Below are 23,278 nucleotides of genomic sequence, written 5' to 3'. Positions count from 1 at the left end.
GTTATTAAATAATTCGCAAAAGAGGTTGTAAGATGAAGCTGTTGGTTGTCGGTTCGGGTGGTCGTGAACATGCGATTGCTAAGAAGTTGCTTGAGTCAAAAGAGGTAGAAAAGGTTTTTGTTGCTCCTGGGAATGATGGGATGACTCTGGATGGTTTGGAGGTGGTAAATATCTCTATTTCCGAACATTCTAAATTGGTTGAGTTTGTAAAAGCCAACGATGTTGCTTGGACCTTTATAGGGCCAGATGACGCCCTTGCGGCTGGTATCGTGGATGATTTCCATGCAGCTGGTCTCAAAGCCTTTGGTCCGACAAGATTGGCAGCTGAGCTGGAGTGGTCCAAGGATTTTGCCAAGGAAATCATGGTCAAATACGGCGTTCCGACAGCAGCCTATGGCACATTCTCAGATTTCGAGGAAGCTAAGGCCTATATCGAAAAGCAGGGTGCACCTATCGTAGTCAAGGCGGATGGCTTGGCGCTTGGGAAGGGTGTTGTCGTTGCTGAGACAGTCGAGCAAGCAGTCGAAGCAGCTCACGAGATGCTTTTGGACAATAAATTTGGTGACTCAGGTGCGCGTGTGGTTATTGAGGAATTCCTTGAAGGAGAGGAATTTTCACTCTTTGCCTTTGTCAATGGTGATAAGTTTTACATCATGCCAACGGCTCAGGACCACAAACGTGCCTATGATGGCGACAAGGGCCCTAACACGGGAGGGATGGGGGCCTATGCGCCAGTTCCACACTTGCCACAGAGTGTAGTTGATACAGCGGTTGACACCATTGTCAAGCCAGTCCTTGAAGGGATGATCAAAGAAGGTCGTCCGTATCTTGGTATCCTTTACGCAGGGCTTATTTTAACAGCAGACGGACCTAAGGTCATCGAGTTCAATGCTCGTTTCGGAGATCCTGAAACTCAGATTATCTTGCCTCGTTTGACATCTGACTTTGCGCAAAATATCACGGATATTCTCGATGGTAAGGAGCCAAACATCACGTGGACGGACAAGGGTGTGACGCTGGGTGTGGTTGTCGCATCCAATGGTTACCCGCTAGACTATGAAAAAGGTGTCAAGTTGCCAGCCAAGACAGAAGGTGACATCATCACCTATTATGCAGGGGTTAAGTTTGCGGAAAATAGCAGAGCACTGCTCTCAAACGGCGGACGTGTCTATATGCTCGTCACCACAGCAGACACCGTTAAAGAAGCCCAAGACACCATCTACCAAGAACTCTCCCAACAAAACACAGAAGGCCTCTTTTACCGAACAGATATCGGAAGTAAGGCAATTAAGTAAAGATATAAGAATAACGCGACGAAGTCGCCAAATACGATAATGGTTGCCGTGGTGAAAAGACCAGAACAGCATCTGTTCTGGTCGGGGGAAACTTTGAGACCTTAGGCTCAAAGTTTAGGAATGAAACCGAAGGTTTGCTTCCGTCCCCACCACCTAAGACCATTATCAAAAAAGAAGAAAAGGAAAAATTATGACTAAACCAATTATTTCCATCATCATGGGCTCAAAATCCGACTGGGCAACCATGCAAAAAACAGCAGAAGTTCTCGATCGCTTCGGTGTAGCCTACGAAAAGAAAGTCGTCTCTGCCCACCGTACACCAGACCTCATGTTCAAGCATGCAGAGGAAGCACGTAGTCGCGGTATCAAGGTCATCATCGCAGGTGCTGGTGGCGCAGCTCACTTGCCAGGTATGGTAGCAGCGAAAACAACCCTTCCTGTCATTGGGGTACCTGTCAAATCGCGTGCCCTTAGTGGTGTGGACTCCCTCTACTCTATCGTACAGATGCCAGGTGGAGTGCCTGTTGCGACAATGGCTATCGGTGAAGCTGGTGCGACAAATGCGGCTCTCTTCGCCCTCCGTCTTCTTTCAGTAGAGGATCAGGCTATCGCGACAGCTTTGGCAGATTTCGCAGAAGAACAAGGAAAAATCGCAGAGGAGTCAACGAATGAGCTCATCTAAAACAATCGGAATTATCGGTGGCGGTCAGCTGGGTCAGATGATGGCCATCTCAGCTATCTACATGGGGCACAAGGTCATCGCGCTGGATCCTGCGGCGGATTGCCCGGCCTCTCGCGTGGCGGAAATCATCGTGGCTCCTTATAACGATGTGGATGCGCTTCGCCAGTTGGCTGAGCGTTGCGATGTTCTGACCTATGAGTTTGAAAATGTCGATGCTGACGGTTTGGATGCTGTCGTTAAGGATGGTCAGCTCCCTCAAGGGACAGACCTACTCCGTATTTCTCAAAATCGCATTTTTGAAAAGGATTTTCTCTCAAACAAGGCTCAAGTCACCGTTGCCCCCTACAAGGTCGTGACTTCAAGTCAAGATTTGGCAGATATCGATCTATCGAAAAACTATGTCCTTAAGACTACGACTGGTGGCTATGACGGACATGGTCAAAAGGTCATTCGTTCAGCAGAAGATTTGGAAGAGGCCTATGAACTAGCGGATTCAGCAGATTGCGTTTTAGAAGAATTCGTCAATTTCGACCTTGAAATTTCTGTCATTGTGTCAGGAAATGGCAAGGACGTGACAGTTTTCCCGGTTCAGGAAAATATCCACCGCAACAACATTCTTTCAAAAACCATTGTGCCAGCCCGCATTTCAGAAAGTCTAGCAGCCAAAGCAAAAACCATGGCAGTGCGAATTGCTGAACAGCTTAATTTGTCTGGAACTCTTTGCGTGGAAATGTTTGCGACGGCTGACGACATCATTGTCAACGAGATTGCCCCACGACCACACAACTCTGGGCACTACTCTATCGAAGCCTGCGACTTCTCCCAGTTTGATACCCACATTTTAGGTGTTCTGGGAGCATCATTGCCAGAAATTAAATTACATGCACCTGCCGTCATGCTCAATGTTCTCGGCCAGCATGTCGAGGCCGCTGAAAAATATGTCGCAGAAAATCCAAGCGCCCACCTCCACATGTATGGTAAAATAGAAGCGAAGCACAACCGCAAGATGGGGCATGTGACTTTGTTTAGTGATGTTCCGGATGAGGTTGAGGAATTATAGAAAGAGGTAAAACTTGTCTACAGATAGTGTTGAAAAAATTTTCAAATGTGAATATTTTGATGTGTTTGAATATGTTAATGATGTAAAAGTGCCATTTGATCTTGAAAAATGGATAAAAGGTATTGATATTTCAAAGTATTCGCAGAACTCTGTCGAATATTTAGATGATTATATAAGAGTTGAAGATATTAGTTATAAAGAAAGTTTTGATTTGTGGTTTTTTCAATTTTTACGAATCAGAGATAAAGATGTACCATTACTGTGTAAAAGAGAATCGGAAGCAGAAGAGTTATCTTTAAACGATGATGAATATGTAGCAGAACCGATGGTATGCTTATATGATTCTAAAAAGCATATTTTAATGGTTCAAAAGAATTCTCATAGTGTCAGTGCGGTTGGAATTGAAAAATATTTTCATAAGACTTTTACGGATAGTAAAATTAGGCTGGATAGAAAAATAGATTTCAAAGCTTTTGAAAAAGTAAAAAAAGCACAACAAGTTTCAAAAATTCGTTTTAGAATGAGTGAGGTTGATATTTTACAACGATTGGACATTTTCTCAAGATTGAAATCAAAACTAGGAAAAGCAATAGATTCAATGGGAGATATAGGGATTCCTTATTATGATATTACTTTATCAGTAGGGCGGTATAAAACAAAGGAATTAGATACGGATGAGAAAAACAATTTATTAGATGATATTTTGTTATTGAATGATGAATATAAGGATTATGTAGAGAGAGCTGATTTTACAGTAAGGAATGAGGGAGTTTCTGAATTCGTGAGTCTATTTGGTAATATTATACAGGATGAAATTACAATTAAACAAGAAAGAAAATTACCGATAAAATACGATGACGTGAAACATAAGATGGGAGATATCTATGAGAAGAGAAAATCGGAATTCTGATTTCTTTATAAAAATATTTCCATTCTTGATATCAGCTGTGGTTGCAATCATAGATTGTAAAATAAATTTTATTTATGCGGGTTCTAAAGGGATAGATACATTATTTTCAAATTTAATAAATGTATTTGCAATCATAGTGGGCGTTTTGATAGCACTTTTTGGTGTTTTGCCCTCTGTACATAGTTCATTAATTATGGAGAGAATTCGTGAATATGACGCTGAGAGTGATTTATTTTATTTTTGTAAGGAAACATTATTTTTGAATTTCTTGTCTTTGTGTTTCACAATACTTCTTGGATTCATACATTCAAACTTTAATTTAAACAATTATAATTATATTTTTTATATTTGGTTATTTGTAGTATGTTCAACTCTAATATCATCGTTTAAAACAATATTAATTTTATTAAAGATTTCTTTCTGGTCATCTAAAAAAAAGGAAGAAATTGAAAAATTAGACGAATCTGAGTCTCAAAAACTTAAAAATAAATATGTAGATAAGGAGAAACAATGATCAACCGTTACTCTCGCCCTGAGATGGCGAACATTTGGAGTGAAGAAAATAAATACCGTGCTTGGCTTGAGGTGGAAATCCTAGCTGACGAGGCATGGGCTGAGTTGGGGGAAATCCCTAAGGAAGATGTGGCTTTGATTCGTGAAAAAGCGGACTTTGACATCGACCGTATTTTGGAGATTGAGCAGGAAACTCGTCACGATGTGGTTGCCTTCACACGTGCGGTTTCTGAAACGCTTGGCGAAGAGCGCAAGTGGGTCCATTACGGTTTGACATCAACTGACGTGGTGGATACGGCTTACGGTTACCTCTACAAGCAGGCTAACGACATCATCCGTCGTGACCTTGAAAACTTTACTAATATCATCGCTGACAAGGCTAAGGAGCACAAGTTCACTATCATGATGGGGCGTACCCATGGTGTTCACGCTGAGCCGACAACCTTTGGTCTTAAATTGGCGACTTGGTACAGCGAAATGAAGCGCAATATCGAGCGTTTCGAGCATGCGGCTGCTGGTGTGGAAGCTGGTAAGATTTCTGGTGCGGTTGGGAACTTTGCCAACATCCCACCATTCGTAGAGCAATACGTCTGCGACAAATTGGGTATCCGTGCTCAAGAAATCTCTACACAGGTGCTTCCTCGTGACCTTCACGCTGAGTACTTTGCGGTTCTTGCCAGCATCGCTACTTCTATCGAGCGTATGGCGACTGAGATTCGTGGTTTGCAAAAATCAGAACAACGCGAAGTGGAAGAATTCTTTGCCAAAGGGCAAAAAGGTTCATCTGCTATGCCTCACAAACGCAACCCAATTGGTTCTGAAAATATGACTGGGCTTGCGCGTGTTATCCGTGGTCACATGATTACAGCCTATGAAAACGTTGCTCTCTGGCACGAACGCGACATTTCCCACTCATCAGCTGAGCGCATCATCACCCCAGATACGACCATCTTGATTGACTACATGCTCAACCGTTTTGGAAATATCGTCAAGAACTTGACGGTTTTCCCTGAAAACATGATCCGCAACATGAACTCAACGTTTGGTCTTATCTTTAGCCAACGTGCCATGTTGACCTTGATTGAAAAAGGGATGACCCGTGAGCAAGCCTATGACCTGGTGCAACCAAAAACAGCCTACTCTTGGGACAACCAAGTAGACTTTAAACCACTTCTTGAAGTAGATCCAGAAGTGACATCACGCCTCACACAAGAAGAAATCGACGAAATCTTCAACCCTCTTTACTACACCAAACGAGTGGATGATATTTTTGAACGTCTTGGTTTAGGATAATTAAAATAAAATCGAAGTTCTATTACTCTATTTACTGGAGTAGAAGAACTTCGGTTTTTCTTGTTTATTAAAGCTTTTTTGCTAAAAAGATTCCCAATATTTTAGTAAAATTTCAACTAATTTAATCGATCTTCATTGACATATAGAAAATACAGTTTTGATGGGATATAATAATCGGCTCTTTGTCAACTGTAGTGGGTTGAAGAAAAGCTAAGATCTAGAAAGGACGAAATTTGTCCTTTCTTTTTTGATATTGAGAGCGATAAAAATTCGTTTTTTGAAGTTTTCAAAGTTCCGAAATCCAAAGGCATTTCGTTTGATAAGTTTAACGAGATTATTGGTCGCTTCCAGTTTGGCGTTAGAATAGGGGAGTTGAAGGGCGTTGACGATTTTCTCTTTGTCCTTTAGAAAGGTTTTAAAGACAGTCTGAAAAAGAGGATGAACCTGCTTTAGATTGTCCTCAATAAGTCCGAAGAATTTGTCAGGTTCCTTGTTCTGAAAGTGAAAAAGCAAGAGTTGATAGAGATTGTAGTGGTGTTTCAAGTCTTCTGAATAGCTCAAAATCTTGTCTAGAATCTCTTTATTCGTTAAGTGCATACGAAAAGTAGGGCGATAAAATCGTTTATCACTCAGTTTACGACTATCCTGTTGAATGAGTTTCCAGTAGCGTTTGATGGCCTTGTATTCATGGGATTTTCGCTCAAATTGATTCATGATTTGGACACGGACACGACTCATAGCACGGCTTAGATGTTGGACAATGTGAAAGCGGTCAAGAACGATTTTAGCGTTAGGAAAAAGTTTACTGGCAATATCGTAGTAAGGGCTAAACATATCCATCGTAATGATTTTCACCTGACAACGAACAGCTCGCTCGTAGCGCAGAAAGTGATTTCGGATGATAGCCTGTGTTCTGCCTTCAAGAACAGTGATAATGTTGAGCTTGTCAAAATCTTGTGCAATAAAGCTCATCTTTCCCTTTGTAAAAGCGTACTCGTCCCAGGACATAATCTCAGGGAGGTAAGAAAAATCAGACTTAAAATGGAAGTCATTGAGCTTACGAATGACAGTTGAAGTTGAAATAGCCAGCTGATGAGCAATATCGGTCATAGAAGTCTTTTCAATCAGCTTTTGCGCAATCTTTTGGTTGATGATACGAGGAATTTGATGATTCTTCTTGACGAGTGAGGTCTCGGCGACCATCACCTTCGAGCAATGATAGCACTTGAAACGACGCTTTTTCAGAAGAATTCTAGTAGGCATACCAGTCGTTTTGAGGTAAGGAATCTTAGACGGCTTTTGAAAGTCATATTTTTTCATTTGACTTCCACAATAAGGACAAGATGGAGCATCGTAGTCTAGTTTGGCGATGATTTCTTTGTGTGTATCCCTATTGATGATATCCATAAATTGGATATTAGGGTCTTTGATATCGAGTAGTTTTGTGATAAAATGTAATTGTTCCATATGATTCTTTCTAATGAGTTGTTTGATCGCTTTTCATTATAGGTCATATGGGACTTTTTTTCTACACAAAAAAGGCTCCATAATATCCATAGGGGGTTACCCACTACAAATATTATAGAGCCTAATAATCATAGAAAAAAGCCCAAGCAAGGCTCAGGCTTTCTTCTTAGTGATCACGGTCACATGAAATGAATTTGATTTTGTAGTAATCCGCTCGTTTATAAGTTTCGCTGTAAGCGAGAACCTGACCAGTAGACTCTAATTTAGTAGTCTTTGTTTGTAAAACGCTAGGGAATTGTTCATCGACTCCGAGGACCGAAGCCGCATGTTCTGGAGTTGGAAATGCTATTTCATTGATTTCTTCAAAATGTTCATCATTCATGTGGATGTGATAATCCAATTTGAAACGGTTATAGATAGAGCTATAATATTCAAGATTTGGATAATTTGCGTTGATGTATTGTTCTGGAATATAAGATGTGTGATAGATGTATACGACACCATTTGTTTCGCGTACACGTTCAATCTTGTAGTAGAATTGGTTACCGCGTAGTCCAAGTTTTTCTAAGTAGCTTAGTTTGTTTCCACGCTCAATAGAAAGGACGGTCACTTTATCATCTTTAGTTTCAAAAACTTCTACATCAGAAAACTCTACGAGTTTGTGTTTGCGTGCGCGTGAAACGAATGTACCCTTTCCTTGTTGGCGGACAATATAGCCATCTTTGGCAAGGTCGTTTAAGGCGCGGACAACTGTGATAGAACTTACATCATACATAGCGATTAATTCAGCTTCAGTGTAAAATTTATCTCCACTAGCGAATTGGCCAGAAATGATTTTGTTCTTTAACTCATCTTTTATATATTGATACTTTGGAATTGCCATAATTTCACCTCGATTTTCCTTCTCCGTTAAAGATTTTACCATAAAACCGGAAAGAATAGTAGTCTTTTGAATAAAAAAATTAGAATAATAGGCTATAAGGTTAATTTACATAAAAAATAGGAGGTTTTATACATTTTTATACATGTCACCTGTTTGAAGCTATATGTCTGTAAATTTTATATCTTTATAAGTTTTTTGTGTAAAAGTTGGTGAAAAATGAAAAAAATTGTGAAAAGCTATTGACAAATGTAGTATATTGAGTTATATTCAATATATCAATAAATGAAAGCGTAAACTTAAAATGTCAAAAAGTAAGAATATGACACGATTTGAGATACGAGATGATTTCTATCTCGATGGAAAATCATTTAAGATTTTATCTGGCGCCATTCATTATTTTAGGGTTCCTCCAGAAGATTGGTATCATTCACTCTACAACTTGAAAGCTCTTGGCTTTAATACGGTAGAGACTTATGTAGCTTGGAATTTGCATGAGTCTCGTGAGGGTGAGTTTCACTTTGAAGGAGCTTTGGATTTGGAGCGGTTTCTTCAGACAGCACAAGATTTGGGTCTCTACGCTATCGTTCGTCCTTCACCCTTCATCTGTGCGGAGTGGGAATTCGGTGGTTTACCAGCTTGGCTTTTAACCAAAGATATGAGGATTCGTTCCTCAGACCCAGCCTATATTGAGGCTGTCGGTCGCTACTATGACCAGCTCTTGTCACGATTGGTTCCACATTTGTTGGACAATGGTGGCAATATCCTTATGATGCAGGTTGAAAATGAGTATGGTTCTTATGGAGAAGATAAGGCTTATCTGAGAGCAATTCGACAGCTAATGGAAGAACGTGGCGTAACCTGTCCCCTCTTTACATCAGATGGTCCATGGCGAGCTACTCTGAAAGCTGGAACCTTAATCGAAGATGACCTCTTTGTGACAGGCAACTTTGGTTCTAAGGCGCTTTACAACTTTTCACAGATGCAGGAATTCTTTGATGAACATGGCAAAAAATGGCCACTCATGTGTATGGAGTTCTGGGATGGCTGGTTTAATCGTTGGAAAGAACCGATTATCACACGGGATTCAAAAGAGTTGGCAGATGCAGTTCGAGAGGTTTTGGAACAAGGCTCTATCAATCTTTACATGTTCCACGGTGGTACAAACTTTGGTTTCATGAATGGTTGTTCGGCTCGAGGGACCCTGGACTTGCCACAAGTTACATCTTATGATTACGATGCCCTTCTAGATGAGGAAGGAAATCCGACTGCCAAATACTTGGCAGTCAAGAAGATGATGGCAACACATTTTCCAGAGTATCCGCAGTTAGAACCACTCTACAAAGAGAGTATGGAGTTGGACGCTATTCCACTAGTTGAAAAAGTTTCCTTGTTTGAAACCTTGGATAGTCTGTCAAGTCCTGTAGAAAGCCTTTATCCTAAAAAAATGGAGGAGTTGGGACAAAGCTATGGCTATCTACTCTATCGAACAGAAACAAACTGGGATGCAGAAGAAGAAAGACTTCGTATCATTGATGGTCGAGATAGGGCTCAGCTTTATGTCGATGGTCAATGGGTCAAAACCCAATATCAGACAGAGATTGGGGAAGATATTTTTTATCAAGGTGAAAAGAAAGCGCTGTCTAGATTGGATATCTTGGTAGAAAATATGGGACGTGTCAACTATGGACATAAGTTCTTAGCAGATACGCAACGTAAGGGAATTCGGACAGGGGTTTGTAAGGATTTGCATTTCTTACTAAACTGGAAACACTATCCACTTCCTCTAGACAATCCTGAGAACATTGATTTTTCAAAAGGATGGACAGAAGGACAACCAGCCTTTTACGCTTATGACTTTACAGTCGAAGAGCCAAAAGATACTTACCTAGACTTGTCTGAGTTTGGTAAGGGAGTTGCCTTTGTCAATGGGCAGAATCTAGGACGTTTTTGGAACGTCGGCCCAACCCTCTCGCTTTATATCCCTCATAGTTATCTTAAGGAAGGTGCCAACCGCATCATTATCTTTGAGACAGAGGGTGAATATAAAGAAGAGATTCATTTAACTCGCAAACCTACACTAAAACATATAAAGGGGGAAAATTTATGACAATTGTAGGATGCCGTATCGATGGACGTTTGATCCACGGACAAGTAGCCAATCTTTGGGCTGGAAAACTAAATGTTTCACGTATTATGGTTGTAGATGACGAAGTTGTCAATAACGACGTTGAAAAGAGTGGTTTGAAACTTGCGACACCACCAGGTGTAAAATTGAGTATTTTGCCAATTGAAAAAGCGGCAGCCAATATTCTTGCTGGTAAATACGATAGCCAACGTCTCTTTATCGTGGCTCGTAAACCAGACCGCTTCCTTGGCTTGGTCGAAGCAGGTGTACCACTTGAAACCCTTAATGTTGGGAATATGTCTCAAACACCAGAAACTCGCCCCATCACACGTTCTATCAACGTAGTAGACAAGGATGTGGAAGACTTCCACAAATTGGCAGAAAAAGGTGTTAAACTTACTGCTCAAATGGTTCCAAATGATCCAATTTCAGACTTTTTGAGCTTATTAAAATAGGAAAAAATTTTTAGGAGGTCATTGTTATGATACAATGGTGGCAAATTTTACTTCTCACTTTGTACTCAGCTTATCAAATCTGTGATGAGTTGACGATCGTTTCATCTGCAGGTTCCCCTGTATTTGCTGGTTTCATTACTGGTTTAATCATGGGAGATGTGACTACTGGTCTACTTATCGGTGGTAACTTGCAACTGTTCGTTCTTGGGGTTGGTACCTTCGGTGGTGCTTCTCGTATCGACGCTACTTCTGGTGCGGTTCTTGCGACAGCCTTCTCTGTTTCACAAGGAATTGATACAGCACTGGCGATTACAACAATCGCTGTGCCAGTAGCAACTCTCTTGACTTACTTCGACGTTCTTGGACGTATGACAACTACTTTCTTTGCTCACCGTGTGGATGCTGCAATCGAACGCTTTGACTATAAAGGTATTGAACGCAACTACCTACTTGGTGCGATTCCTTGGGCTCTATCTCGTGCCCTTCCAGTCTTCTTTGCGCTTGCCTTTGGTGGTGAATTTGTACAACACGTAGTAGATTTCGTTACAAAATACCAATGGGTTGCAGATGGTTTGACACTCGCAGGACGTATGCTTCCAGGTCTTGGATTTGCAATCTTGCTTCGTTACCTTCCAGTTAAACGTAACCTTCACTACCTTGCAATGGGATTTGGTTTGACAGCTATGTTGACTGTTCTTTACTCATATGTAACAGGTCTTGGTGGAGCTGTTGCAGGTGTTATCGGTACTCTACCTAAAGATGTTGCTGAAAAAATTGGTTTCGTGAACAACTTCAAAGGATTGTCTATGATTGGTATTTCTATCGTAGGTATCTTCCTTGCAGTGCTTCACTTCAAAAATAGCCAAAAAGTAGCTGTGGCAGCACCTTCTACACCATCAGAAAGTGGGGAAATCGAAGATGACGAATTCTAATTACAAACTTACAAAAGAAGATTTTAATCAAATCAACAAACGTAGCTTGTTTACTTTCCAATTAGGTTGGAACTACGAACGTATGCAAGCTTCTGGTTACCTTTACATGATCTTGCCTCAATTGCGTAAAATGTATGGAGATGGAACTCCTGAATTGAAAGAAATGATGAAAGTTCATACTCAATTCTTCAATACTTCACCATTCTTCCACACCATTATCGCTGGTTTTGATCTTGCCATGGAAGAAAAAGATGGTGTAGGTTCAAAAGATGCCGTTAATGGTATCAAGACAGGTTTGATGGGACCATTCGCTCCTCTTGGAGATACAATCTTTGGTTCACTTGTACCTGCTATCATGGGATCTATCGCAGCAACTATGGCTATCGGTGGTCAACCTTGGGGTATCTTCCTTTGGATCGCAGTTGCAGTTGCTTATGACATCTTCCGTTGGAAACAGTTGGAATTTGCCTACAAAGAAGGGGTTAACCTTATCAACAACATGCAAAGTACCTTGACAGCTTTGATTGACGCTGCATCTGTACTTGGTGTCTTCATGATGGGTGCTCTTGTAGCAACAATGATCAACTTTGAAATTTCTTACAAATGGGCAATCGGTGAGAAGATGATTGACTTCCAAGACATCTTGAACCAAATCTTCCCACGATTGCTTCCAGCAATCTTTACTGCCTTTATCTTCTGGTTGCTTGGTAAGAAAGGTATGAACTCTACTAAAGCTATCGGTATTATTATCGTACTTGCTTTGGCTCTTTCTGCCTTTGGTAAATTTGTACTTGGAATGGGCGCATAATTTATGGCTAAATCATTAATTTTGGTGAGTCATGGTCGCTTCTGTGAGGAGCTTAAAGGCAGCACTGAAATGATTATGGGTCCACAAGACAATATTCATACAGTAGCTCTTCTTCCAGAAGATGGCCCAGAAGAATTTACTGCAAAATTTGAAGCTGCTATTGAAGGTTTGGATGATTTCCTAGTCTTTGCGGATCTTCTCGGTGGAACACCATGTAACGTGGTCAGTCGTTTGATTATGGAAGGTCGCGACATTGAACTCTACGCAGGGATGAATCTGCCAATGGTGATTGAATTTATCAATGCGAGCCTTACAGGTGCAGATGCGGACTATAAGAGCCGTGCTGCAGAAAGTATTGTGAAAGTTAATGACCTGTTAGCGGGCTTCGATGATGACGAAGATGAATAATACTCTTTGAAAATCTCTTCAAACCACGTCAATGTCGCCTTGCCGTAGATATATGTTACTGACTTCGTCAGTTCTATCTGCAACCTCAAAGCAGTGCTTTGAGCAGCCTGCGGCTGGCTTCCTAGTTTGCTCTTTGATTTTCATTGAGTATACGATGTGACAACGTGAAAATCACAGGGAAAATAGGCGATAGGAGGATGGAGCGATGCTCCGACGATAATCGGTCTTTTTCCCAAAGATTTTAGTTGGAACTCGATTCAATTCATGTGACAACGTGAAAATCGTTAGAGCATCTTATATAGAATATACATGGGAATGGGGCTTACTCCTATTCCCATCTTTAATAGAAAAAGAGGAATTCAATGCTACATTATACAAAAGAAGACTTGCTCGAATTGGGTGCAGAAATCACTACACGTGAAATCTACCAACAGCCTGATGTATGGAAAGAAGCTTTTGAATCTTATCAAGCAAAACGTGAAGAAATTGCAGCCTTCCTACAAGGGATTGCTGATAAACATGACTATATCAAGGTAATCTTGACAGGTGCGGGGACTTCTGCCTATGTAGGAGATACCTTGGTGCCTTACTTTAAGGAAGTATATGACGAACGCAAATGGAATTTCAATGCTATTGCGACAACAGATATCGTTGCCAATCCAGAAACCTATTTGAAAAAAGATGTGGCGACTGTCCTTGTATCTTTTGCTCGTAGTGGGAACTCGCCTGAAAGTGTGGCGACTGTTGATTTGGTCAAGGCCTTGGTGGATGAGCTTTACCAAGTGACGATTACTTGTGCAGCGGACGGTAAGTTGGCTCTTCAAGCTCATGGAGATGACCGCAATCTCTTGCTTTTGCAACCAGCTGCCTCTAATGATGCTGGATTTGCCATGACTTCTAGCTTTACGTCTATGATGTTGACAGCTCTCTTGGTTTTTGATCCTACAGAATTTGCTGTGAAAGCTGAACGTTTTGAAGTTGTATCTAGTCTTGCTCGTAAAATTCTAGACAATGCAGAAGATGTCAAAGAACTTGTTGACCTAGACTTTAACCGTGTCATCTATCTAGGCGCTGGTCCTTTCTTTGGTCTTGCTCATGAAGCTCAGCTCAAGATTTTGGAATTGACAGCTGGCCAAGTTGCGACCATGTATGAAAGTCCAGTTGGCTTCCGTCACGGTCCAAAATCACTGATCAACGAAGATACAGTTGTTTTGGTTTTTGGTACAACGACAGACTATACTCGCAAGTACGACTTGGACTTGGTTCGTGAAGTTGCGGGTGATCAGATTGCTCGTCGTGTTGTGCTTTTGAGTGATCAAGCCTTTGGTCTTGAAAATGTCAAAGAAGTGGCACTTGGTTGTGGAGGTGTTTTGAATGATATTTACCGTGTCTTCCCTTACATCGTTTATGCCCAACTCTTTGCCCTATTGACTTCACTCAAGGTAGAAAATAAACCTGATACACCGTCTCCTACAGGTACAGTAAACCGTGTGGTACAAGGTGTGATTATTCACGAATACCAAAAGTAAGACAGTGTTTATAAATTCTTGACAAGAGGATTTGTAAATCATACAAGTAAACCATAGATTGTCAGTAGGCTTTCTATGGTTTGTTTGCTTGATAGAAATAGTAAAAGGAGAACAGAATGAAAGCATACACAGAGTGTGTATTTGGAAATGTTGAGGGACAAGATGTCTTGGCCTATCAATTTGAAACTGACGGCGGCTACCAGCTTGAAGTTATGACCTATGGTGCGACCATCTTGCGCTATGTAACGCCTGACAAGGCTGGAAATTTTGCCAATGTTATCTTGGGATTTGATGACTTTGACAGCTATGTAGGCAATAGTCCTAAGCATGGAGCGAGCGTAGGTCCAGTAGCAGGGCGTATTGCAGGTGCGACATTTGAGCTTAATGGCAAGACCTATGACCTTGAAGTCAACAATGCTAGCAACTGTAACCATAGTGGTTCAACTGGTTGGGATTCCAGCTTGTTTGAACTAGTTGAAGTGAGCGACCATGGTCTGACCCTCTATACAGAGCGTACAGATGGGACAGGAGGATTCCCTGGTAATCTCAAGATTTGGATTAGTTATCACTTTGAAGAAACTGGTGCCTATGAAATTAGCTACAAGGTAACAACCGATCAGGATACGCTGGTCAATCCAACCAACCACAGCTATTTTAACTTGTCTGGTGATTTCACGCAGACGATTGACCGTCATGTCTTCCAGCTAAATACAGAGGGCATTTACCCAATTGCTCCCGACGGTGTTCCTGCCAAAACTCCAGATGCTACTTGTGATGTGGTCAAACACATCTACAATGGTGCCTTGTTGAAGGATATCTTTGCAGAAGAAGATGAGCAAATCCAGCTGGTGTCTGGTTTGGACCATCCATTTGCCCTTCCTGCAGGTCATGACAATGCTGGTTTCCTTTATGACCAAAACTCAGGTCGCTTTCTGCTTTTCAAGACAGAAGCTCCCTGCTTTGTAGTCTACACAGCAAACTTTGTGGATGAGAGTGTACTTGTGGCTGGTCAGCCAATGGTGCAGCACAATGGGATTGCCCTTGAAGCGCAAGCTTTGCCAGATGCCATTCACAGTGACCTCAAAGACCAAGTCATTCTTAAAGCCGGTCAAACCTTCACTAGTAAGACACGTTATGAGCTTGTTGTGAAATAAAGGATGAAGATTCTACTTTTCGGGGTGAGTTTTATTTACCTCATGACATTGGTAGAAACGGGCAAAGAATAGGAAAATATGATATAATTTAATATCGAAAATACCTGTCCTATCTAAAGGATAAAAGGAGAAAAAGATGAAGAAAATTGTATTTGCTAGTGCCTTGGCTTTGACCTTGGCAGGAGCAGTTTTGACAACTGATGTTTTTGCGAATGACAGACTGGTGACAACACAATCTATTAATGGTAAAAATGAAAATGTATTGACCTCAGAGGTGCTAAAACCTTCTAGTGGCAACGTTTTGGTTGGAATCAAGGGAGAATTTTTGACTCCAAATAAACAAGCTATTTTGGATGCAATCAATAAGATTCGTAAGGAAGCAGCTGATGAAGGTTTGGTAGATAAGTATGTCCCTATTAAATGGTCTACTGATCTTGAGAAAACTGCTTTTGTACGCGCTACTGAAGTGTCAGTAGCTCTGAAACCTGAGCGTCTTTCTACTAAAGAAATCTGGACTGCTTTTCCATCTAGTAATAGTATAAGAGGAGAAGCTTTAGATGTGAACTATGAAGGTTTTCTAAAAGCAATTGAAAACTGGCATGCTGAGAGGGAGAATTATGTAGCTAAAAAGAAGGGTGGGACCTCTAAAGAATTTACAGGTTATTATGAGGTTTTGATCAATTCTAAATTTACCTATGTGGGTCTCGCCGCCTTTAAAAACGCAGCTAGCTCTCAGCAAGTAGCGACGATTTCTTTAGCTTTAGGTGATGATTCTTCTTCAGAGGAATTGGCTGGTGGATATGGCTCTGCTATTCAGTATACAGAAGTGACTGCCTCAAACCTTTCAACCGTTAAAAGTAAAGCTACAGTTGTAGAAAAATCGTTGAAAGATTTTAGAACATCTACATCTAGTCAGTCTGGCTGGGTACAATCTAATGGTAAATGGTATTTTTACGAGTCTGGTGATGTGAAGACAGGCTGGGTGAAAACGGGTGGCAAATGGTACTACTTGAATGATTTAGGTGTCATGCAGACTGGATTTGTAGAAGTTGATGGTGCATGGTATTTCCTTGATAGTTCAGGCGCGATGTTTACAGGCTGGGGAACAGATGGTAGTAGATGGTTCTACTTTGATGGCTCAGGAGCTATGAAGACAGGCTGGTACAAGGAAAATGGTACTTGGTATTATCTGGATCAATCAGGTGTCATGAAGACAGGTTGGTTTAAAGTAGGCAAGTACTGGTACTATGCATATGGTTCAGGAGCTTTGGCAGTCAGCACAACAACACCAGATGGTTACCGTGTAAATGGTAATGGTGAATGGGTTAACTAGGCTGAAAATAGCAAGTCATAGGTAAAGTATTCATCTTACTTAGCAAAAAGAATGAACGATAAGAAAGAGGTTGATGGCGAACATTGACCTCTTTTTGTTAGAATAGAGGCTTCGAGTTGTCTGGCTTGACTTTCTTGATGGGAATTATATAACGGATGTAATAAAATCGATTACAACTGGAAAAGAGGACCATTTATGACCTATGAATACAAGAGCCACATTTATTTAGCAGAGGCAGTTTTAAATGTAAAGGATTTGGTCAGTCAAACAGCCTTTTATCAGCAAATCATTGGTTTAGAAATCTTATCTCAAACGTATACAGAGGCCATTCTAGGAAGCGGTGGAAAAGCCTTGGTACACTTGATTCAAGTACAAGAGAGTGGTGACGTAAGGGAACATTATGGTCTTTACCATCTGGCTATTCTCTTGCCGACACGTAAGGCTTTGGCTGATGTCTTGAAACATCTGATAGACTTACAGATTCCTCTTGTCGGGGGTGCAGACCATGGTTACAGTGAGGCCCTTTACTTGGAGGACTTAGAGGGAAATGGCATTGAACTCTATCGAGATAAGCCGGTTTCCACATGGGATATTCGAGAAGATGGACGTATTATCGGAGTGACTGAGGCTCTTGAAGCGCAGGATATCTATAAGTTGGGGGGAAGAGTAGAGCTCTTTATCCTAGCAGAAGGTACGAGAATGGGGCATATCCATTTGTCCGTCAAGGATAGTCGAAAGTCCAGCCAGTTTTATCAAAAGGTGTTAGGGCTAGAGGATAAATTCAGTGTACCTAGTGCTAGTTGGATTGCAGCTGGGGGCTACCATCATCATTTAGCAGTCAACGAATGGGGAGGAAAAGGTCTGGCTCCGCGTAAGCAAGGCTTACCAGGTTTGGCCTACTATGTCATCGAAGTCGCACATAAAGAAGAACTGTTAACGATTGCCCAGCGAGCACAAGAAGTTGATGGATCAATCAAGTGGCTGACATCGAGCCAGTTGGAAATCACAGACCCAGATGGAATCGTGACTCGTGTTCGCTTAGATAGATAAAACTAGGAATTTTTATCAAGTTATCAGCATAGGTAATTTGCCTTTTGAAAAGTCTTTGATAACAGAACTGCGTGAGCTAGATAGGCGATAATTTTGACAAAGGAGCTGATTAGAGATATAATGAAGAAAAATCGAGCAAGGAAAAAGAAATGACAAACTCAAAGTATATTACTCGTTTGAAACGTTCAGAGGGTCAGTTGCGTGGGATTCAAAAGATGATTGAAGAAGATCGTGACTGTGCTGATATTGTTACGCAACTAACAGCCGTGAAATCTAGTGTAGAGCGCGTGATTGAGATGATAATTACCGAAAACCTTACTGAATGCATCAACCAGCCGCTAGATGATCCTGAAGCTCAAAAGGAACGCCTAGAAAAGGCTATCCGCTACTTGGTTAGACGGAAATAAATGGATGAGAGTTGCAAAGATCTCTGCTATTAGAATAGTTGAATGTGAATCAAGAGAGGCTGGAAAAAGTCTTTCAAATAAGAAAAACGCATAGTATCAGGTGTTGAAAGCTTGATACTATGCGTTTTGTTATGTAGAGACTTATACTCTTCGAAAATCTCTTCAAACCACTTCAGCTTCACCTTGCCGTAGAAATATGTTCCTGACTTTGTCAGTCTTATCTACAACCCCAAAACAGTGTTTTGAGCAGTCTGCGGCTAGCTTTCTAGTTTGCACTTTGATTTTCATTGAGTATTACTTCATTTTCTCCTGAAATTGAGTTTTTGCCCAGCTCCTCTTGATTATTCTACTTGACCGGGCCAAGCATTCATACCACCTTCTACATTGGTAACGGTGAGGCCTTGGGCGCTGAGAAATTGGCAGGCAGAGGCAGAACGCACTCCACCTTGACAGATGACATGGTATTCATGGTCAGGTTTGAGTTCTTTGTATCCTTGTTCCAAGGTACTTAACGGAAGATTTTTGGCACCTGGTGCATGTCCTGCTTGGAATTCATGTGCTTCACGGACATCGATAAGCTCTAAATTTTCATTTTGATATTTTTCATAAAAGTCAGCCATACTGATACTAGTTTCCATATTCTACTCCTTCTGGCTTAGCCGTTTTGTATAGTGAATAAGCGCCGTCAAGGTTTTGGACGGTAAATCCTGCTTGTTTGAGGATACGCTCTGCGATATAGCTGCGCAAACCACTGTGGCAGCTAACGATGTAGGCTTGGTTCTTGTCCAGTTCGTCCAAGCGTTCCCGTAGTTCGTTTAGGGGGATGTGTATAGTGTCTACCTTAAGTCGACCACTTTGAAGTTCGCCACTTGTCCGTACATCAAGGAATTTCTTACCTTTAGCCAGTTCGTATTCGAGCTGATACCATTGAATATTGTCGCTGAGACCTTCGATAAGGTTCAAGGCTGCGTAGCCCAGCATATTGACGGGATCCTTGGCAGAGCCAAATGGTGGCGCATAGGTGAACTCCAATTCTGGTAAGTCAAAGACGGTGAGATTTCCCTTGATAGCAGTTGCTAGGATATCGATTCGCTTGTCAACACCTTTCTTCCCAACTCCTTGGGCACCGTAGATTTTTCCAGTGGTTGGGTCAAAGAGGAGCTTCAAGGTCATATCAGTAGCGCCTGGATAATAACCAGAGTGGTCTTTCCCACTGACATGAAGGGCCTTGTAAGGAAGTTGATTCATGCTAAGGATACGCTCGCTGAGACCAGTCGAAGCAACTGTCATATCAAAGGCACGAACGATAGCAGTGCCGATACTGCCCTTGTTTGTACGTTCTAGTCCTGCGATGACGTCTGCCACTTGGCGTCCCTGACGATTGGCAGGAGAAGCGAGAGAGATGAGAGCGTCTTGGCCCGTAATCTCTTGCTTGACGACGATGGAATCCCCAACTGCAAAAATATCTTTTTGACTGGTTTCGTAATGTTCATCTACAAGAATCCCACCTCTAAGTCCCAGTTCAATCCCCGCAGTTTTGGCCAGTCCGTTTTCAGGTTCAACACCGACAGAAAGGATGGTGAGGTCAGAAGTGATCTTTTGACCGTTTTCGAGAACGATGACTTTTCCTTGCTCTTCAAATCGAGTCGCAGACTGAGAAGTGATAACGCGAACGCCGTTTTTAACCAATTCTTCCTGGACAAAGGCTGCCATTTCTTGATCTAATGATGGTAAAACATGGGGTGCTTTCTCAACAATAGTAACTTGCAATCCACGTTTCGCCAGGTTTTCAGCCATTTCAAGTCCGATAAAGCCTGCACCGATAACGACAGCTTCTTTTGGATGATTGTCCAAGGCTGCCATAATTTCATCGAGATCGGGAACGTTGCGAAGCGTGTAGGTATTTTTAGTTTCTGCCAAACCCTCAATGGCAGGAACAAATGGTTTAGCTCCTGGGGAGAGGATCAACTTGTTGTAGCTTTCTGTGAATTCCTGCCCATCATGTCGTACCGTCACAGTGTGTTCTTCTGGCGAAATCTGGATGACCTCGTGAAATGGTCGCACATCGAGATTAAAGCGTGCCTTGAGACTTTCAGGAGTTTGGACCAATAAACTATCACGGTTTGCAATTTCTCCTGAAACATAGTAAGGAAGCCCGCAGTTTGCAAAGGAAACAAAGGGACCTTTCTCAAAAATAGTGATTTCAGCGTCTTCCATGAGACGTCTGAGACGGGTTGCTGCTGACATTCCGCCTGCAACTCCCCCGACAATGATAATTTTCATTGATTTTCTCCTTTATGCTTCTAGATGACTTTTCCTGTCCAAGAGCTCATACCGCCTCGGACATTGATGACATCGTAGCCTTTTTTCTTTAGCTTTTTAGCAGCCATCTTACTACGCACACCAGAATGACAAATGACATAAAGTGTTTCTTTTGTTGTTGGTGTGTAGGAACCAATTTCGGTCAGAGGAACATTCTTGGCATTTTTGATATGACCTCTACGAAATTCCATTGGCGTCCGAACATCTAGTAGCTGAATTGGTTCCTTGAGTTTAGCTTCTAACTCGCTGGTAGAAATACTGTCAATTTTTGTAAATAAGTGAAACATAGGCACCTCCAAATATACCCTTATGGGGTATATTAAACCATGAAGTCAAGCTTTTGTCAAGCAAGTTGTTTTGACTTGGTGGAGATTGGTTGCGATTGTATTGTTTTTCTCCTCAGTTCCTCAGCTTCCTCCTTGACACTCGGTCAGCTTTTGATACAATAGTACAAAATTAGAGGAGGTAGGTTATGATTCAGAAACATGCGATTCCCATTTTAGAGTTTGATGACAATCCTCAGGCGGTCATCATGCCTGATCACGAGGGGCTGGACTTGCACTTGCCCAAGAAGTGTGTCTATGCTTTTTTAGGTGAGGAGATTGACCGCTATGCGAGGGAAGTAGGGGCGGACTGTGTCGGTGAGTTCATTTCTGCCACCAAGACCTATCCGGTCTATGTTATCGACTACAAGGGTGAAGAAATTTGTCTGGTTCAGGCTCCTGTGGGGTCAGCTCCAGCGGCCCAGTTTATGGATTGGTTGATTGGATATGGTGTGGAGCAGATTATTTCCACTGGAACCTGTGGTGTGCTGGCTGATATAGAGGAAAACGCCTTTCTAGTCCCTGTTCGCGCTCTGCGAGATGAAGGAGCTAGTTATCACTATGTGGGACCTTCTCGTTATATGGAAATTCAGCCAGAGGCTATTGCTGCTATTGAGCGAGTTTTGGAAGTCAGAGGGATTCCCTATGAAGAAGTCATGACCTGGACGACAGATGGTTTTTACCGAGAAACGGCTGAAAAGGTGGCTTATCGCAAGGAAGAGGGCTGTGCTGTTGTGGAGATGGAGTGTTCTGCACTTGCGGCAGTAGCGCAATTGCGTGGGGTCCTCTGGGGAGAGTTGTTGTTTACAGCTGATTCTCTAGCGGACTTGGACCAGTACGACAGTCGTGACTGGGGTTCAGAAGCTTTCGAAAAGGCCTTGGAACTCTGCCTTGAAATTGCCTTTCAGATCTAGCTACTCTCCTTCTTTTTATGGTACAATGGATGTATGTTATTCAAATTATTTGTGAAAAAACTTGAAAGAGTCTTTGGTGGACTTTCGCCAGCACGTCGGATTTTTTTAAGTTTCGCTGGAGTTATTTTGGTAGGCTCTCTCCTTTTGAGCTTACCTTTTGTTCAGGTAAGTGGTTCTCAAGCCACTTATTTTGACCATCTTTTTACGACGGTGTCCATGGTCTGTGTGACTGGCCTTTTTACGCAACCAGTGGCTACGACCTATAATGTCTGGGGGCAGTTGATTTGTATGCTCTTGATACAGATTGGTGGTTTGGGGCTCATGACTTTTATCGGGGTCTTTTATATTCAGGGGAAGCAAAAGCTCAGTCTTCGCAGTCGTGAAACCATTCAGGAGAGCTTCAGTTACGGGGAGACTCGGTCGCTGAAGGCCTTTATGCGCTCCATCTTTTTGACGACTTTTCTGGTGGAGGGCTTGGGTGCCTTCCTGCTAAGTTTTCGTTTTATTCCTGAGTTTGGCTGGGGACGGGGTATTTTTACCTCTATCTTCTTAGCTATTTCAGCCTTTTGTAATGCTGGTTTTGATAATTTCGGCAGTAGCAGTTTAGTGGCTTTTCAGACGGATCCCTTGATCAATCTGGTCATTGCTGGCTTGATTATCACGGGTGGTCTGGGATTTATGGTCTGGTTTGACTTGGCAACCCAGTTTGACAAGAAGAAAAAGCGCCGTCTACGTTTCCACACCAAGCTAGTCCTCTTCTTGACTGCAGGGATTTTGCTGTTTGGGACAGTATCCACACTCTTTACGGAGTGGTACAATCCTGGAACGATTGGCAATCTCAGTGTCCCAGAGAAAGTGCTGGTTAGCTTTTTCCAAACCGTCAGCATGAGAACGGCCGGTTTTGCTTCTATTGACTATACTCAAGCTCGGCCTGTGACCTTGTTTATCTATATCCTACAGATGTTTCTCGGAGGAGCGCCTGGAGGAACGGCTGGGGGGCTCAAGATTACGACTTTCTTTGTCTTATTGGTCTTTGCGCGTAGTGAATTGCTGGGCTTACCTCATGCTAATGTTGCGCAGAGAACCATTGAGGCTCGAACAGTCCAAAAATCCTTTAGTGTCTTCATTATCTTTTTGATGACCTTCTTGTTGGGCTTGATGTTGTTGGGAATTACGGCAGAAGGAACACCGCGATTTATCTACCTCATGTTTGAGACCATTTCAGCTCTTGCGACAGTTGGGGTAACGGCAAATCTGACGCCAGAACTGGGCAAGCTAGCTCTCAGCATTGTCATGGTGCTCATGTTTATTGGCCGTATCGGTCCCTTGACCTTGCTGGTTAGTCTAGCGGATTACCAGCCTGATAAGAAAGATTTGATTCAGTATATGAAAGCAGATATTAGTATTGGATAAGA

General features: G+C 42.0%; 23 protein-coding genes. 18 read left to right on the top strand and 5 right to left on the bottom strand.

All coding sequences use genetic code 11. The features are described from left to right. The first annotated feature begins 32 nt into the window (after window positions 1–32). The 6 genes from purD (at window position 33) to purB (ending at window position 5,753) form a co-directional block, all read left to right on the top strand. Entirely contained in the window at window positions 33–1,295 is a 1,263-nt protein-coding gene (gene purD / locus ACN076_RS00945; protein ID WP_261013134.1) for a phosphoribosylamine--glycine ligase, read from the top strand. Between the two features lie 190 nt (window positions 1,296–1,485). Beyond that, window positions 1,486–1,977, top strand: a complete 492-nt coding sequence (purE, locus tag ACN076_RS00940; protein WP_049509947.1) for a 5-(carboxyamino)imidazole ribonucleotide mutase — start codon at window positions 1,486–1,488, stop codon at window positions 1,975–1,977. Continuing rightward, window positions 1,964–3,037, top strand: coding sequence for a 5-(carboxyamino)imidazole ribonucleotide synthase (gene purK / locus ACN076_RS00935; RefSeq protein ID WP_261230983.1), 1,074 nt, complete (start codon window positions 1,964–1,966; stop codon window positions 3,035–3,037). Before purE ends, purK begins: the two co-directional genes overlap by 14 nt. A 13-nt stretch (window positions 3,038–3,050) precedes the next feature. Beyond that, on the top strand, window positions 3,051–3,947 hold the full coding sequence (locus ACN076_RS00930) for a DUF6731 family protein (protein ID WP_060805155.1): 897 nt from the start codon (window positions 3,051–3,053) through the stop codon (window positions 3,945–3,947). Next, window positions 3,922–4,461 (top strand): hypothetical protein, encoded by a 540-nt coding sequence (locus tag ACN076_RS00925; protein WP_060805156.1) that lies wholly within the window; start codon window positions 3,922–3,924, stop codon window positions 4,459–4,461. The genes ACN076_RS00930 and ACN076_RS00925 overlap by 26 nt, the downstream gene beginning before the upstream one ends. Further along, entirely contained in the window at window positions 4,458–5,753 is a 1,296-nt protein-coding gene (gene purB, locus ACN076_RS00920) for an adenylosuccinate lyase (protein ID WP_420789982.1), read from the top strand. The genes ACN076_RS00925 and purB overlap by 4 nt, the downstream gene beginning before the upstream one ends. Window positions 5,754–5,963: 210 nt before the next feature. Here the strand turns inward: purB and ACN076_RS00915 are convergent, their stop codons facing one another. Together ACN076_RS00915 and ACN076_RS00910 are read right to left on the bottom strand one after the other, a co-directional pair. Next, a complete protein-coding gene (locus tag ACN076_RS00915; protein WP_420789981.1) occupies window positions 5,964–7,220 on the bottom strand; it encodes an ISL3 family transposase in 1,257 nt (418 codons plus the stop codon). A gap of 166 nt (window positions 7,221–7,386) precedes the next feature. Then, window positions 7,387–8,103: a GntR family transcriptional regulator gene (locus ACN076_RS00910; protein WP_001007194.1), complete on the bottom strand. Its 717-nt coding sequence runs from the start codon at window positions 8,101–8,103 to the stop codon at window positions 7,387–7,389. A 319-nt stretch (window positions 8,104–8,422) separates the two neighbouring features. On the opposite strand from ACN076_RS00910, the gene ACN076_RS00905 reads away from it, so the two are divergent. From ACN076_RS00905 to ACN076_RS00860, 10 genes are all read left to right on the top strand, one after another. Further along, window positions 8,423–10,210 (top strand): beta-galactosidase, encoded by a 1,788-nt coding sequence (locus ACN076_RS00905; RefSeq protein WP_261013149.1) that lies wholly within the window; start codon window positions 8,423–8,425, stop codon window positions 10,208–10,210. Further along, complete coding sequence (locus ACN076_RS00900) at window positions 10,207–10,683, top strand: PTS sugar transporter subunit IIB (RefSeq protein ID WP_000156972.1); 477 nt, start codon at window positions 10,207–10,209, stop codon at window positions 10,681–10,683. The genes ACN076_RS00905 and ACN076_RS00900 overlap by 4 nt, the downstream gene beginning before the upstream one ends. Before the next feature lie 26 nt (window positions 10,684–10,709). Next, window positions 10,710–11,615, top strand: coding sequence for a PTS mannose/fructose/sorbose/N-acetylgalactosamine transporter subunit IIC (locus ACN076_RS00895; RefSeq protein ID WP_049522380.1), 906 nt, complete (start codon window positions 10,710–10,712; stop codon window positions 11,613–11,615). After that, complete coding sequence (locus ACN076_RS00890) at window positions 11,602–12,423, top strand: PTS system mannose/fructose/sorbose family transporter subunit IID (RefSeq protein WP_000185294.1); 822 nt, start codon at window positions 11,602–11,604, stop codon at window positions 12,421–12,423. The genes ACN076_RS00895 and ACN076_RS00890 overlap by 14 nt, the downstream gene beginning before the upstream one ends. Window positions 12,424–12,426: 3 nt before the next feature. Continuing rightward, the gene (locus ACN076_RS00885; RefSeq protein ID WP_261013124.1) at window positions 12,427–12,831 is read left to right on the top strand and encodes a PTS sugar transporter subunit IIA; all 405 of its coding nucleotides are present in this window, start codon (window positions 12,427–12,429) and stop codon (window positions 12,829–12,831) included. Between the two features lie 362 nt (window positions 12,832–13,193). Continuing rightward, entirely contained in the window at window positions 13,194–14,360 is a 1,167-nt protein-coding gene (locus ACN076_RS00880) for an SIS domain-containing protein (RefSeq protein WP_261074547.1), read from the top strand. Window positions 14,361–14,476: 116 nt separating this feature from the next. Further along, window positions 14,477–15,514, top strand: coding sequence for an aldose epimerase family protein (locus ACN076_RS00875; protein WP_420789980.1), 1,038 nt, complete (start codon window positions 14,477–14,479; stop codon window positions 15,512–15,514). A 136-nt stretch (window positions 15,515–15,650) separates the two neighbouring features. Beyond that, on the top strand, window positions 15,651–16,847 hold the full coding sequence (locus tag ACN076_RS00870) for a CAP domain-containing protein (RefSeq protein ID WP_420789979.1): 1,197 nt from the start codon (window positions 15,651–15,653) through the stop codon (window positions 16,845–16,847). A 195-nt stretch (window positions 16,848–17,042) separates the two neighbouring features. Continuing rightward, on the top strand, window positions 17,043–17,897 hold the full coding sequence (locus tag ACN076_RS00865; RefSeq protein WP_420789978.1) for a VOC family protein: 855 nt from the start codon (window positions 17,043–17,045) through the stop codon (window positions 17,895–17,897). Window positions 17,898–18,046: 149 nt separating this feature from the next. Continuing rightward, entirely contained in the window at window positions 18,047–18,304 is a 258-nt protein-coding gene (locus ACN076_RS00860; protein WP_261024488.1) for a metal-sensitive transcriptional regulator, read from the top strand. 341 nt (window positions 18,305–18,645) lie between these two features. Here ACN076_RS00860 and ACN076_RS00855 read toward each other — a convergent pair whose 3' ends face one another. The 3 genes from ACN076_RS00855 to ACN076_RS00845 are packed head-to-tail and all read right to left on the bottom strand — an operon-like array spanning window position 18,646 to window position 20,913. Continuing rightward, complete coding sequence (locus ACN076_RS00855; RefSeq protein ID WP_261045796.1) at window positions 18,646–18,942, bottom strand: rhodanese-like domain-containing protein; 297 nt, start codon at window positions 18,940–18,942, stop codon at window positions 18,646–18,648. Continuing rightward, window positions 18,932–20,587 carry an FAD-dependent oxidoreductase gene (locus tag ACN076_RS00850; protein ID WP_420789977.1) on the bottom strand — a complete coding sequence of 552 codons (1,656 nt, stop codon included), beginning with the start codon at window positions 20,585–20,587 and terminating at the stop codon, window positions 18,932–18,934. The genes ACN076_RS00855 and ACN076_RS00850 overlap by 11 nt, the downstream gene beginning before the upstream one ends. Window positions 20,588–20,607: 20 nt before the next feature. Beyond that, a complete protein-coding gene (locus ACN076_RS00845) occupies window positions 20,608–20,913 on the bottom strand; it encodes a rhodanese-like domain-containing protein (RefSeq protein WP_000468857.1) in 306 nt (101 codons plus the stop codon). Between the two features lie 185 nt (window positions 20,914–21,098). Here ACN076_RS00845 and ACN076_RS00840 point away from each other — a divergent pair, with 185 nt between their 5' ends. Next, window positions 21,099–21,863, top strand: coding sequence for a nucleoside phosphorylase (locus ACN076_RS00840; protein WP_261037729.1), 765 nt, complete (start codon window positions 21,099–21,101; stop codon window positions 21,861–21,863). Window positions 21,864–21,896: 33 nt separating this feature from the next. Then, entirely contained in the window at window positions 21,897–23,276 is a 1,380-nt protein-coding gene (locus ACN076_RS00835) for a TrkH family potassium uptake protein (protein WP_101785712.1), read from the top strand. Window positions 23,277–23,278: the final 2 nt, after the last annotated feature.

The sequence above is a fragment of the Streptococcus sp. K0074 genome (assembly GCF_048843365.1).
In the GTDB taxonomy this organism is placed as follows: domain Bacteria; phylum Bacillota; class Bacilli; order Lactobacillales; family Streptococcaceae; genus Streptococcus; species Streptococcus mitis_BM.
This window is presented reverse-complemented; position numbering and strand designations above follow the sequence as displayed.